The 13,745-nt window shown below is 25.3% G+C and carries 11 protein-coding genes; 7 read left to right on the top strand and 4 right to left on the bottom strand.

What is annotated here, in order from left to right; genetic code table 11:
• Nucleotides 1-83 precede the first annotated feature (83 nt).
• Nucleotides 84-932 (bottom strand): MerR family transcriptional regulator, encoded by an 849-nt coding sequence (locus BN8917_RS00780; RefSeq protein WP_066869231.1) that lies wholly within the window; start codon nt 930-932, stop codon nt 84-86.
• Nucleotides 933-1,015: 83 nt separating this feature from the next.
• On the opposite strand from BN8917_RS00780, the gene BN8917_RS00775 reads away from it, so the two are divergent.
• On the top strand, nt 1,016-2,371 hold the full coding sequence (locus tag BN8917_RS00775) for an MATE family efflux transporter (protein ID WP_066869228.1): 1,356 nt from the start codon (nt 1,016-1,018) through the stop codon (nt 2,369-2,371).
• 130 nt (nt 2,372-2,501) lie between these two features.
• Here the strand turns inward: BN8917_RS00775 and BN8917_RS00770 are convergent, their stop codons facing one another.
• On the bottom strand, nt 2,502-3,854 hold the full coding sequence (locus BN8917_RS00770; protein WP_066869224.1) for an APC family permease: 1,353 nt from the start codon (nt 3,852-3,854) through the stop codon (nt 2,502-2,504).
• A gap of 194 nt (nt 3,855-4,048) precedes the next feature.
• Nucleotides 4,049-6,478 carry a heavy metal translocating P-type ATPase gene (locus BN8917_RS00765; RefSeq protein WP_066869221.1) on the bottom strand — a complete coding sequence of 810 codons (2,430 nt, stop codon included), beginning with the start codon at nt 6,476-6,478 and terminating at the stop codon, nt 4,049-4,051.
• A gap of 307 nt (nt 6,479-6,785) precedes the next feature.
• Here BN8917_RS00765 and BN8917_RS00760 point away from each other — a divergent pair, with 307 nt between their 5' ends.
• From BN8917_RS00760 to BN8917_RS14255, 5 genes are all read left to right on the top strand, one after another.
• A complete protein-coding gene (locus BN8917_RS00760; protein WP_066869218.1) occupies nt 6,786-8,225 on the top strand; it encodes a 6-phospho-beta-glucosidase in 1,440 nt (479 codons plus the stop codon).
• A 466-nt stretch (nt 8,226-8,691) separates the two neighbouring features.
• The gene (rbr, locus tag BN8917_RS00755; protein WP_066869215.1) at nt 8,692-9,279 is read left to right on the top strand and encodes a rubrerythrin; all 588 of its coding nucleotides are present in this window, start codon (nt 8,692-8,694) and stop codon (nt 9,277-9,279) included.
• Between the two features lie 115 nt (nt 9,280-9,394).
• Nucleotides 9,395-10,030, top strand: a complete 636-nt coding sequence (locus BN8917_RS00750; RefSeq protein WP_066869212.1) for an NUDIX hydrolase N-terminal domain-containing protein — start codon at nt 9,395-9,397, stop codon at nt 10,028-10,030.
• A gap of 242 nt (nt 10,031-10,272) precedes the next feature.
• Nucleotides 10,273-10,578 (top strand): hypothetical protein, encoded by a 306-nt coding sequence (locus tag BN8917_RS00745; RefSeq protein WP_066869209.1) that lies wholly within the window; start codon nt 10,273-10,275, stop codon nt 10,576-10,578.
• A 280-nt stretch (nt 10,579-10,858) separates the two neighbouring features.
• Nucleotides 10,859-11,017: a hypothetical protein gene (locus tag BN8917_RS14255; protein WP_159426712.1), complete on the top strand. Its 159-nt coding sequence runs from the start codon at nt 10,859-10,861 to the stop codon at nt 11,015-11,017.
• A gap of 112 nt (nt 11,018-11,129) precedes the next feature.
• Here BN8917_RS14255 and BN8917_RS00740 read toward each other — a convergent pair whose 3' ends face one another.
• Nucleotides 11,130-12,563, bottom strand: coding sequence for an MFS transporter (locus BN8917_RS00740; protein WP_066869206.1), 1,434 nt, complete (start codon nt 12,561-12,563; stop codon nt 11,130-11,132).
• Between the two features lie 515 nt (nt 12,564-13,078).
• Here BN8917_RS00740 and BN8917_RS00735 point away from each other — a divergent pair.
• Nucleotides 13,079-13,732: a hypothetical protein gene (locus BN8917_RS00735; protein ID WP_066869203.1), complete on the top strand. Its 654-nt coding sequence runs from the start codon at nt 13,079-13,081 to the stop codon at nt 13,730-13,732.
• Nucleotides 13,733-13,745: the final 13 nt, after the last annotated feature.

The raw sequence follows: 13,745 nt of genomic DNA, 5'->3' as shown, positions 1-13,745 counted from the left end.
TAAAATTTTAGATATATATTTCATTAATTATTGTATGTTTTTATTAAGTTCGTGTGTATTTTATAAATAAAAAGAGTTATATTTTATATATTAATTTTAATCATAATTTTAATAATATAATTATCATAACCTTTAACAGATAAATCATCTAAGATAACCTCTTCAAAAAAGTTACCTTCAGTTAAAATATTATTTTTATTTATAAAGTTTAATATTTTTTTATAACTTATTTCTGTATTATAATAACTTCCTTTATGATAGCAAACTAAATAAGATCCCTTTGTTTTAGTATAATTGCTAAACTTTGTATACTTATCATATAGTTTTGTATATATATAAGAATAGTTAAAATATTTTTTGTTTTTTATATTTTTATAATTAATAATAGTACCTAAAAGATTACAAGATTCTATTCCTATATTTATAGCTTCATCAAAATGATTGGAAAAATGCTCATTAAAACTATCAAATAAATATTCAGATAAGTTATTGCCAGCATAATCAGATGAAATTTTTGTAGCAAGAAAATGTTCTTCTTCTAGATATATAATTTTTATATCATTTAAATTAGTATCTAAACAACTTTTAGTAGCTTCAATTTTTTTATCTATAAAACTATTTATATAGTTTAATTTAGTAATTTTATTATTTATAATTTCTTTTTCTTTCTCTAAGAGATTAATAAGTTCTCCTGGATTTCTTTTATCTAAATATTTTTTTATGTCTTTTAAAGGCATACCAATTTCTTTTAAGATATTAATTGCGAAAAATACCTCTAATTGCTTATAAGAATAATATCTATAGTTATTTTCTTTTATTATTTCAGGCGAAAATATCCCCATTTTATCATAATGATAAAGAGTTTGCTTCCCTACATTACATAGCCTTGCAAATTCACTAATTGTAAAATATATTTGTGGAATATTTTTCATAAATGTTTAATCTCCCCTTGACTCTATTGTAACAATATACTTTATATTTATTTATGATAGCATAAAATGAAAAGGAGCAGTATATGGAAAATTCAATATCACAAAAATTTAATTTTAGAAAACTTATAATGTTTACAATACCATCAATAATGATGTTAATTTTTACGTCTTTATATTCTATAGTAGATGGAGTTTTTGTTTCTAGATTTGTAAGTACAGATGCTTTATCGGCAGTAAATATAGTTTATCCATTTATAAATATAATAATGGGAATTGGGGTAATGTTCTCATCAGGTGGAAGTGCAGTTATAGCTAAGAAATTAGGAGAAAAAAGGGAAGAGGAAGCAAAGAGCAATTTTACTTTAATAATATTAGTAGGATTTTTAGTTGGAGTATTTTGTTCTATAGTAGGATTTATATTTTCAAATCAAATAATAGTAGCTATGGGAGCAACAAGTGATTTACTTCAATATTGTAAAGATTACTTTATGCCTACACTTTTATTTGTACCAGCACTTATATTAAATTTATTATTTCAATTTTTAACAATAACAGCTGGTAAACCTAAGTTAGGATTGATTTTAACAATAATAGGTGGTTGTACTAATATGATACTTGACTATGTTTTTATATCTATTTTTGATATGGGAATAGCAGGAGCAGCTTATGCAACAGGTATAGGAAATTTACTACCTTCTATTATAGGAATAATTTATTTTCTTCAGAAAAGCTCTCAATTATATTTTATAAAACCAAACTTAGATTTTAAAGTTATAATTAAATCTTGTACAAATGGATCTTCAGAGATGGTAACTAATTTAGCTACAGGAGTTACAACAATATTATTTAATATAATTATGATTAGATATCTTGGAAGTAATGGAGTAGCGGCTATGACAATAGTACTATATTGTCAATTTTTAATAACAGCTTTATTTATAGGATTCTCAATGGGAGTATCTCCTGTAATAAGTTATAACTATGGAAAAGATGATAAAAAAGAGCTTAATAAAATTATAAAATATAGCTTAATATTTATATGTACTAGCTCTGTAATATTATTTATATTAGCCTTAATATTTGGAGCTAATGTAGTAGCAATCTTTTCTCCAAGAGGAACAGAGGTATTTAGCATAGCTATTAAAGGATTTTTATTATTCTCTATAAGCTTTTTAGTATCAGGGATAAATATATTTTCATCAGCATTATTTACTTCATTCTCAGATGGAAAAACATCAGCAATAATATCATTTTTAAGAACATTTATATTTATAATAATAGGAATAATGTTACTACCAAAGGCAATTGGAGTAAATGGAGTATGGCTTGCAATTCCATTTGCAGAAGGCTTATCAACAGTAGTAGCTTTAACATTTATTAATAAGTATAAATATAAATATGGATATGGAAAATTTGAGAAAGCTAAAAATATAGCATAAAGTATTAAAAGAGAGGATATTAAGGTGAATTTTAATTTTATTTTGATATTCTCTTTTAATTTAAAGGTATATATAATATTTAATTATGAGGAAGTTATTTTTAAAATAACTTCCTCATAAATTTTTTATTTTAAGAAGCTTTCTTATTATTATAATCAAATTTTGAATTTTTTGTTTTTAAATAATAGTAAACAGGAAGTCCTAGTAATGTTATTATAAGTCCACCAATAGATGTTAATGAACTGTAGATTCCAGCCATAAATAATTGATTAAGTATAACAAATAATCCTCCTAATATTGCTATTATAGGAATTAGGGGATATCCAATAACTTTATATGGTCTTTTCATATTAGGTTTTGTCTTTCTAAGTTTTATTACTCCAACAAAAGTAAAAATATAAAATATCCATATAGTAAATATGGCTAGGTTACTTAATAAATTAAATTGACCTGAAAGTGCATATATGATTCCAAGGGTAGAAGAGAATATAACTGAATTAGCAGGAACACCAGAACTATTTATTTTACTTAAAATATTACTGAAAGGAAAATTCCCTTTAGATGATAAAGCATAACAAACCCTTGATCCAGTTAATAGAAAACCATTTAATGTACCAAATACGGATATTAATATACCTATAGTAATAATATTTCCACCTATTGGGCCAAATATTTTAGTTGCTACAAGTGTAGCTGGTGCTGAAACATTTGCTAATTCATTAGCTGGTAAAACCCAAAGGAAAGCAATATTTATAGTTATGTAAACCGCCATAACTATTGATACTCCACCTATTATAGCTTTAGGTAAATCTTTTCCTGGATTTTTCATTTCTCCTGCAAGAGATCCAACATTTATCCAGCCATCATAAGCGAATAATGTTGCTATTAAAACTTCACCAAGAACTGAACCAAAACTTAAGCCATTACCTATAAGAGGAGTAAGAATTGGATTGTTACCTGTCCCATTTATAAATCCGAATATTATTAATAAAGCTAAAGGAATAATTTTAAAAATCATAACAACAATTTGGATACTCCCACCTAATTTGGAACTTATTATATTCATAATAGCTAAGAATAATATTATAGCAACTGCTATAGGGAGCTTTAATTTAGGCTGCCCTAATAATTGGCAAGCTTGTTCTGAGAAGATAATACCTAAAGCAGCTATAGTTCCTGGATAATATAAAACTGTTTGCATCCACCCTGTTAAGAATGATAATTTTTCTCCCCACATTTCTCTTATATATATCATCATTCCTCCAGTTTCTGTAATAGCTGCGGAGGCTTCAGCTGCAGTTAATCCAGCACAAATAGTTATAATTCCTCCAATAATCCAAGCAATTATTCCGAGACCTGGTGCACCATGTGTTGAAGTAAAAATTGCTTGAGGTTTAAAAAATACACCAGAACCTATAACCATTCCAATTACTGTAGAAATTGCTGCAGATAATCCTATATTTTTTTTCAAATTTTGTTTCATTTATGACCTCCTTATAATGTAAAATAATTTGTCACATTATATTACTATAGAGTGTAATAGTTTTCAAATTGATTAAAAAATATTTTAATATTAATTATTTTAAATATTTTTTAATTTTTTAAATATTCATCTTAAAAAATAAAAAACCGAAGTATTTAAAAGTAAATACTTCGATTATTCGTATATTTATATAATTATGATTTAAAGTTTTTAAGTCTTAGTGCATTTAATAAAACTGAAACAGAACTTAAACTCATGGCAGCAGCTGCTATCATTGGATTGAGTAGTGGACCCCCAAATATATGAAGTATTCCCATTGCAACTGGGATACCAAGTACATTGTAACCAAATGCCCAGAATAGATTTTCTTTTATATTTTTAATAGTTGCTTTACTTAATTTTATTGCAGTAGTAACATCCATTAGATTACTTCTCATAAGAACTATATCAGCTGATTCTATTGCAACATCAGTACCAGAGCCTATAGCTATTCCTATATCAGCCTGAGCAAGAGCTGGTGCATCATTTATTCCATCACCAACCATAGCAACCTTTTGATTTTTATCTTGAAGCTTTTTAACTTCATTTGCTTTATCTTCAGGTAATACTTCTGATAAAACTAAATCAATTCCAACTTGTTTTGCTATAGCATCTGCTGTCTTTTTATTGTCACCAGTAATCATAGCTACCTTTATTCCCATTTTGTGTAGAGAAGCTATAGCCTCTTTACTTGTTGGCTTAATAGTATCAGCAACTGCAATTATTCCTCTTAAAACTCCATCTATTGCTATATACATAGGAGTCTTACCTTCATTTGCAAGTCTATCAGAATCTTTAAAGAAAAGATTAATATCTATATTTTTTTCTATCATTAATTTTTTATTTCCAAGAAGAATTTTTTTATCTTCTATTTTAACTTCAATTCCATGACCAGGTATTGCATTAAATTCAGTTAGTGCTTTAAACTCTAAATTTTTATTAAGAGCTTCTTTAACTATGGCTTCTCCAAGTGGATGTTCTGATCCTTTTTCTGCACTTGCAGCAAAAATAAGAATTTCATCTTGTGAAATATTATTAGTTATAATATCAGTAACTACTGGTTTACCTTCTGTAATTGTACCAGTCTTATCAAAAACAATAGTATTAATTTTATGAGTAGTTTCTAGTGCTTCACCACCTTTGATTAATACACCATTTTCAGCACCTTTACCTGTTCCAACCATTATAGCCGTAGGAGTAGCAAGACCTAGAGCACAAGGACAAGCTATAATAAGTACTGATATAAATATTGTTAATGAGAAAATAGCACTTTCTCCAGTTATTAACCAGGCAAGTGATGATAATATAGATAAAATAATTACTGTAGGTACAAAATAAGATGATATAATATCTGCAAGCTTTGCTATAGGAGCTTTTGAACCTTGAGCATCTTCAACTAATTTAATAATTTGAGCAAGAGCAGTATCTTTTCCTACTTTTGTTGCTCTATATTTAATAAATCCAGTTTTATTAATACTTGCACCAATTACTTTACTTCCAACATTTTTTTCAACAGGAATACTTTCGCCAGTTAGCATTGATTCATCTATTGCTGTATTTCCAGAAATAATTTCTCCGTCTACAGGTAATTTTTCTCCAGGTTTAACTAAAATTATATCTCCAACTATTACTTCTTCTATAGGAATAACTACTTCTTTTTCATCACGAATAATTGTTGCAGTTTTAGGAGATAGACCCATTAAAGATTTAATAGCTTCTGAAGTTTTTCCTTTTGAAATTGCCTCTAAATATTTTCCAAGAGTTATTAAAGTTAATATAACTGCTGCTGATTCAAAATATAGGTGCATAGCATATTCTACTTCACCAAGATTTATTTTATATATACCAAATATTCCATATATAAATGCAGCAAGAGTACTTATAGCTATTAGTGAATCCATATTAGGACTTAATTTGAATAGATTTTTAATTCCTACTGTATAAAATTTATATCCTATTAGCATTACTGGTAATGTTAAGATTACTTGAATAATAGCAAAATTTAAAGGATTCATCATTGGATCAATTATATGAGGAAGAGGCATTCCTACCATATGGCCCATAGTTATTATTAAAAGTGGAAGAGAGAAGGCTAAAGAAACTATAAATCTAATTAGTAAAAATCTTTTCTCATCTAGTTTTTTATTATTATTTTCCTTGTTTTCTTCCTTAATTAATTTATAACCTGCTTTATTTACAATAGATTTGATTTGAGGATATCCTATTATATCTTCATCTATTTTTATAGTAAGTTTTTCCGTTGCAAAATTAACTACAGAGCTATCTACACCATCTAATTTCTTAGTAACTTTTTCAATTCTATTTGCACAAGCAGAACAAGACATTCCTTCAACTTTAAAAGTATAAGTTTTTAGATTTCTTTTAACTTTAAAGCCTATTTCTTCTACTACTGTTTCTATTTTTTTAGAATTTAACTTATTTTCATCAAATTCTACATTTAAAGTTTCAGTTGTAAAGTTTACAGCTGCAATATTTACCCCGTTTAACTTATTTATAGTTTTTTCTATCCTATTTGCACAAGCAGAACAGGACATTCCCTCTATTTTAAAATTTTTTTTAATCAATAAATTTACCCCCTTTTAAATAAATTCATTTATCAACCCCTCCCCTGTGGGGGAGAGTATAGTTAAAGTATATATTATTGAAAATAATTGTCAATTGAAATAGAGATTAATTAATTAATTGTTAATAAAGTTCAAAATAATTTCTTATATTGATTAAATTTAATATTTAAAGAGTAGTCTATACAAGAAATGACTTAATTATCCTATGATGTTAAGATTAGCTTAACTTGATATACAAGCTATATTTTGAAATAAACAAAAAATATCTTGCTAATAAATAATTTATTTATATAAGGAGGTAATTGTTATGAAAAATAATTTTGATAGATTCCCAGAAGGATTTTTATGGGGAGGTGCTTTAGCAGCTAATCAATGTGAGGGAGCATATAATGAAGGTGGAAAAGGATTAACAACAGTTGATCTTTGTCCAGCAGGAGAAAATAGATTTAAAGTAATATTTGGTGATATTGATACTTTAAGACCACAAGAAGGAGAATATTATCCATCACATGAGGCTATAGATTTTTATCATAGATATAAGGAAGATATAGCTTTATTTGCTGAAATGGGATTCAAATGTTTAAGAATATCAATTGCTTGGTCAAGAATATTCCCGAATGGTGATGAAGAAGAAGCAAATGAAGAAGGACTAAAATTTTATGATTCAGTCTTTGATGAAATGATAAAGCATGGAATTGAGCCAGTAGTTACAATTTGCCATTTTGATACACCAATTGGTATTATTGAAAAGTTTGGTGGCTGGAAGAATCGTAAGTTTGTAGATTTCTACTTAAACTACTGTAAGGCTATTTTTAATAGATATAAAAATAAGGTTAAATATTGGATGACATTTAATGAAATAAATATGATAATACATTGTCCATTTATGGGAGCTGGAGTTAGATTTAGTGAAGGTGATAATAAACTTCAAATTAAATATCAATCAGCACACCATGAACTTATAGCTAGTGCTCTTGCTACAAAATTAGCTCATGAAATTATGCCAGAGTCTATGGTAGGATGTATGCTTGCAGCAGGTGATACTTATCCGTATTCTTGCAATCCAAATGATGTTAAAGAAGCTATGGATAAAGATAGAGAAAATTTATTCTTTATAGATGTTCAATCTAGAGGAGAGTATCCAGGCTATGCTAAAAGATTTTTAAGAGAAAATAATATAAAAATTAAAATGGAAGCTGATGATGAAAAAATATTAAAAGAAAATACAGTTGATTTCATAGGATTCAGTTATTATTCAAGTAGATGTGCAAGTGCAGATGAAAACATAATAAATGAAGATACTTCAGGAAATGCATTTAAAACTTTAAAAAATCCATATTTAAAAGCATCAGAGTGGGGATGGCAAATAGATCCACTCGGACTTAGAATAACATGTAATACTTTATATGATAGATATCAAAAACCATTATTTATAGTTGAAAATGGACTTGGAGCTATTGATGTAGTTGAAGAAGATGGATCTATAAAAGATGATTATAGAATTGATTATTTAAGGGAACATATAAAAGCTATGAAAGAATCTATAATTGATGGAGTAGATTTAATAGGATATACTCCATGGGGATGTATAGATTTAGTATCAGCATCTACTGGAGAAATGTCAAAGCGTTATGGATTTATATATGTTGATAGAGATGATAAAGGAAATGGAACTTTAAAAAGAAGTAAAAAGAAAAGTTTTGATTGGTATAAGAAAGTAATAGCTACTAATGGAGAAGAACTATAAAAAAATAATTTCTAAAATTTAATGATATAGCATCTTACTAAATAACTTGGTTAAGAAATTTTTAACTAAGATTTAGTAGGATACTTTTTTTTATAAAAAAGTAAAATTTATAACTTAAGCTTTAAATAATATAATTTTAGTACTAGATTTTAGTTTAATAATTAGGTATAATTTTCCATATAGAATTCTATAATAAGTAATGTAGAATTTAAATATACTATTCTGTTATTATTTAATATTTATTCTTAGTTAATAATAAATATATTATAATTTTATTAACAATTTTTATAAAGAAAACCTATGAATATATTTAAATATTAATTATAATATTTAAAAAGTTAATAAATAGTAAATATAATAAGTGAGAATTTGCAATTAACTAATAATTATTATTGATTAAATATAAGTAGGGGAGTATAATCTATATATAGGATATTTAAGAAAAGATTAATTTTAAGGAGATGTTATTATGAGTTTAAGAGGAACAAAAACAGCTGAAAATCTATTAAAGTCATTTGCTGGTGAATCACAAGCTAGAACAAGATATACTTTCTATGCAAGTGTAGCTAAAAAAGAAGGATATGTTCAAATTTCAAATATATTTATGGAAACAGCAGAACAAGAAAAGGAACATGCTAAGAGATTCTTTAAATTCTTAAAAGATGAATTCGCAGATGAAGCTATAGAAATTACAGCTTCATATCCAGTAGCTCTTCATGAAGAAACATTAAAGAATTTAAAGGCTGCAGCAGCAGGAGAACATGAAGAATGGTCACAAGATTATCCTGAGTTTGCTAGAATTGCAAGAGAAGAAGGATTCCCAGAAATAGCAGCAGCTTATGAACAAATATCAAAAGTTGAAGAAAGACATGAAAGAAGATATAAAAAGTTAGCAGAAAATATTGAAAATGCTTCAGTATTTAAGAAAGATGAAGTTGTTTTATGGAAATGTAACAACTGTGGATTTATTTATGAAGGAACAGAAGCTCCATTAAAATGCCCAGCTTGTCTTCATCCACAAGGATATTTTGAAGTATTTAAAGAAACATACTAAAATTAAAAATAATTTATATTTTAATATAATGAGCGCTTTAAGCGCTCTTTTTTATTTTATTTTGTTTATATTAGTGATAAATTTATTATGTAAGATAAATTAAGGAGGTACTATTGTGAAAGAAGAGTGTTTAAATAATAAAAAATTATTAGATTTAGCTATTGAATTACAAGCTATTGGACAAATAGGAGAAACATATTGTAAAGATAAGTTTGATTTAGAGAGATTTAAAAGAATTCGTGAAATTGCTGCTGAAATATTAAGTATGAAATCAGATTTTAATTTAGAGAAAGTTAAAGAATTATTTTGTAATGAAAAAGGCTATCAAACACCTAAGCTTGATTCAAGAGCAGCAATTTTTAAGGATGATAAAATTTTATTAGTAAAAGAAAAATCAGATAATACATGGTCATTACCTGGAGGTTGGGTTGATGTAAATGAGTCAATAAGGTCTAATATAATAAAAGAAGTAGAAGAAGAGGCAGGACTCAAGGTTAGTGCTGATAAAATAATAGCTATTCAAGATAGAAACAAACATAATATTCCTCCATATGCTTATGGAATATGTAAGATATTCATATTATGTAATATAATATCTGGTGAGTTTAAGGAAAATATAGAGATAGAAGAAAGCGGATTTTTTTCTTTAGATAATTTACCAGATTTATCAGTAGAAAGAAATACAGAAGAGCAGATAAAGATGTGCTTTTATGCATATAAAGATAAAAATTGGACTGTATTATTTGATTAATTAAAGTTTTATATATTTATATGGAAAGTTTTAGAGTATTCTAAAACTTTTTCTATTTATTATTAATTTGTTTATTTTTTTATTTAGAGTATATTATATGTAAAATAATTAGTAAATTTATGAAAAAAGTATAATTAAAAATGATAATATTATAAATTTAAGTTTTTTACAATAAAAAAATAAAGGAATATAATTACATTATAAAGATAAATGTAATTTTTAGTTTAGAAAGGATATATATTATGGGTAAAGAATTTAAGCATATAGAGGAAAATATAAAAGAAAAATTTCATGATGCTTCAAAAGCGATTAGTGAAGCTATAGATGAGCAAGAAAAATTATTAAAAAGAGATTTAAATTTAGAATATAATCAGGAGATTTCAGAAAAGAGAGAAGAAAAAGCTCCTATAATTCCAGAGTCAGATTTAAAAAAAGAGAATGTTGATATAAAAGTTAATAAAGAGGATGAAAAAATAAGTAATTTAAAAAAGTTAGAATTAGAGCTTGAAATGATTGCTTATAAAGTTGGAGAGACAGGAATAAATTAGTTTTATTAAAAAGAGAGTAAAACTTTAAATACTATATTATATACTAGAGATATTTTAAATTTGTTTATTTAAGTTTAAAATATCTTGATTCAGTTTTTTATTGGATAAATTTATGTAAATTAGAGAAGAAGTAAACTAATAAAATATAAAAAGAATATATTTTCATATTTATTACCTTAAAAGTGATAAAATTCTATAAATGAAAAATTATATATATTAATATATAATAAAAATAGAATTAAGAATTAATTTAATGTTGGGTTAAAAGGAAGAAAAGTTTATGGAAATATTAGCACTGATAGTAAGATATTTTAGAGTTATATCAGGATATATATCATATATATTCTTAAGTATAGTTACAATTTATCTTATTTATAATGGTATTCATGATAAAATAAAGCATGTTAATAATGATGATGATTATACTATAAGAAGATAGTCATATATTAATAAATTAATATAGCTTAAAATATATTAATTTATTAATATGGTTAAATAAGTTTTATTAGAATGAAAAAGAGTATCTAAATTAATAGATACTCTTTTTTATTTTAGTTTTGTTTTGCTTCTTTATTTGCTTTTAAAATTATACTAAGGACTGTTGCTACACCTATAAGACAAATTATAGCTGCAATAATATAGACAGTATCCATTGAGCTTACAAATACTTGTGAATGTCCAGGAACAAATCCTTTAACAGTAAAGCCAAGTTTTTTACTCATTAAGTCGTATAATACAGAAGTTCCAAGTGTTATTCCACAAATCATTCCTAAATTTCTTACAAAAGCATTTACACTTCCCGCAATTCCAAGCTTTGATTTATCAACTGATGACATAACTATAGCATTCATAGGAGATTGGAAAAGTCCAGATCCTGCCCCCATTATAAATAAGTAAATTACTATTAAATAAATAGGAGTAGTTGTGCTAATTGTACTTATTAGGAAAAATCCTATAGCAGTTAAACTAAGTCCAGCAAGTGGGAAAAATTCTCTTCTAATTTTATCAGATAGATTTCCACTTATAGGTGCAAATATTGATAAAGCTATTGGGAATACCATAAGTAATAATCCACTTGCTGCAGAAGATATTCCTCTTACTGATTCATAATAAAATGGTAATATTATTGAATATGAGTTTATAGCTGTAAATGATAAAAATGATGAAAATACACCTTTTGAGAATTTATGATTTTTAAATATAGCTAAATCTAAAACTGGAGATTTTAATTTTACTTGAGATATTATAAATAAAATTAAAGCTATTATAGTTATAATAAATCCAGCTATTATTTTTGGATCTGTGAATCCATAAATACTTCCTTCTGTAATTGATATTATCAGAGGAACAATTGTTAGGATAAATAAAGCAGTTCCAATAAAGTCTAGTTTTTGGTCATTTCCTATATTAGGTTTAACAACAGGTATATTCTTAAATGCTAAGTATATTGCTAATATTCCTATAGGAATATTTATAAGAAATATGTACTCCCATTTATAAGCTGAAATTATTCCTCCAAGTGCAGGTCCAAGCATTGTTCCAAGTGCAACAACAAGTCCAGAGATACCAAGTGCTTTACCTCTTTCTTCTAAAGGAAAAACAGAAGTTATAATACCTTGGCTATTTGCCATTGTAAAAGCTGCTCCTAGCCCTTGTATAGCTCTTGAGATTATTAAGAATTCTATATTATTAGAAATACCACATAATAAAGAACCAATAGTAAAAATAATAATTCCTATTCTAAATACTTTAGCTTTACCCTTAAGATCACCAAGTCTACCAAAGGTTAATATAAGACTTGATATAACTATTAGATAAATTGTAACTGCCCATTGTACTGTTGACATTGATACATTTAAATCTTTTGATATTACAGGTAAGGCTACGTTTACAATACCTGCATCTAAACAGTTCATAAAGGTAACAATTACTACGCTAAATAATATAATCCAACGTTTATTATATATTTCTTCTTTAGTTATCATATTAATATCCTTTCATTAAATTTATTTACACAATATTAATATTATAATTCAAATAAACTTAAAAAACAATTTAATAGACTATACTAAATAACTTATTTAGTGTGTTAATTTTAGAGTTTAATTAATAAATTAGCTAAATAATAAAAAAATAAAAAATTAATCAAGAAATTTCTAATATATACAATAGGTTAAGAGGGGGAGATCTTAATAAATATAAATTTATTAAGATAAATGATTTTACAGAGAGAAGGTAAGTTATAGGTAACTAAAAAGGATAAAAAGATTTTTATAAAAGTAAGTATTTTTTTATTAATTTTATTAACAGGTTTATTAGGAACTTTTTTAATAGATAATTTTAATATAAAAAGAAAAAGTGAAATTATACTTTCTGCAATATTAAATAGAGGCTTATTTTAGAGTAATCTTTATTTTTTATATTTAACATTAGATTTCTAAAATAAAAATAAGTAAAAATATGGTATTATATTTATGAGAATGTAAATGGGAGAGATTTTATGAGAAGAGATGAAAGAAAAAAAAGAGAGTTAAAAAATGAGTATATATATGAAGAGATAGAAAAATTAAAAGAACAATTAAAAAAAGAAATTTTATATGATGTTGAAAGAAAATTTAATAATGAAATATTACCTAAAATAAAGGAAGAGATTAAAAAAGAAGTTATATATAGCTTAAAAATTGAAAATTCAAGAAGTAATCAAATAAAAGAGAAATTAAAAGCTAAAACTGTAGTAAAAAATAATAAAAAGAAAACTGAGGATAAAAAAGAAAATTATATTTATAATAAAGATAATTCTAAACAAAAGAAACATAATACAACCATTAGTGATGAAGAATTTATAAAAGATTTTTTAGGTATGAAAGATATAGAGAAGACTTCACCTCAAAATTTTGAAGAAAATATAAATGATAAAACAGCTATAATGTCAGAGGATATTGATAGTAATATTTATAATAGTAAGAATATAGATGAAGATGAATACTTCTTTAAAGAAAATACTATGTATGGGTATAATGAAACAATAGACAAAGAAAATGATAAGAATTTTATTAAAAATAATATAAAGGATTTAGCTAATGAATCAGTATTAAAAGCTAAAAAAGTAGCAAATGAGATAAAGAATTTTGTTAAAAATAATGATCTTTTATAATTATGCTTATTAT

Origin of the sequence: Clostridium mediterraneense (genome assembly GCF_900091705.1) — a bacterium.
Taxonomy (GTDB): domain Bacteria; phylum Bacillota; class Clostridia; order Clostridiales; family Clostridiaceae; genus Sarcina; species Sarcina mediterraneense.
This window is presented reverse-complemented; position numbering and strand designations above follow the sequence as displayed.

Excerpts from the sequence above, each read along its gene's own strand:
- BN8917_RS00780 (WP_066869231.1), bottom strand. The coding sequence starts at position 932 with ATGAAAAATATTCCACAAATATATTTTACAATTAGTGAATTTGCAAGG.
- BN8917_RS00775 (WP_066869228.1), top strand. The coding sequence starts at position 1,016 with ATGGAAAATTCAATATCACAAAAATTTAATTTTAGAAAACTTATAATG.
- BN8917_RS00770 (WP_066869224.1), bottom strand. The coding sequence starts at position 3,854 with ATGAAACAAAATTTGAAAAAAAATATAGGATTATCTGCAGCAATTTCT.
- BN8917_RS00760 (WP_066869218.1), top strand. The coding sequence starts at position 6,786 with ATGAAAAATAATTTTGATAGATTCCCAGAAGGATTTTTATGGGGAGGT.
- BN8917_RS00745 (WP_066869209.1), top strand. The coding sequence starts at position 10,273 with ATGGGTAAAGAATTTAAGCATATAGAGGAAAATATAAAAGAAAAATTT.
- BN8917_RS14255 (WP_159426712.1), top strand. The coding sequence starts at position 10,859 with ATGGAAATATTAGCACTGATAGTAAGATATTTTAGAGTTATATCAGGA.
- BN8917_RS00740 (WP_066869206.1), bottom strand. The coding sequence starts at position 12,563 with ATGATAACTAAAGAAGAAATATATAATAAACGTTGGATTATATTATTT.
- BN8917_RS00735 (WP_066869203.1), top strand. The coding sequence starts at position 13,079 with ATGAGAAGAGATGAAAGAAAAAAAAGAGAGTTAAAAAATGAGTATATA.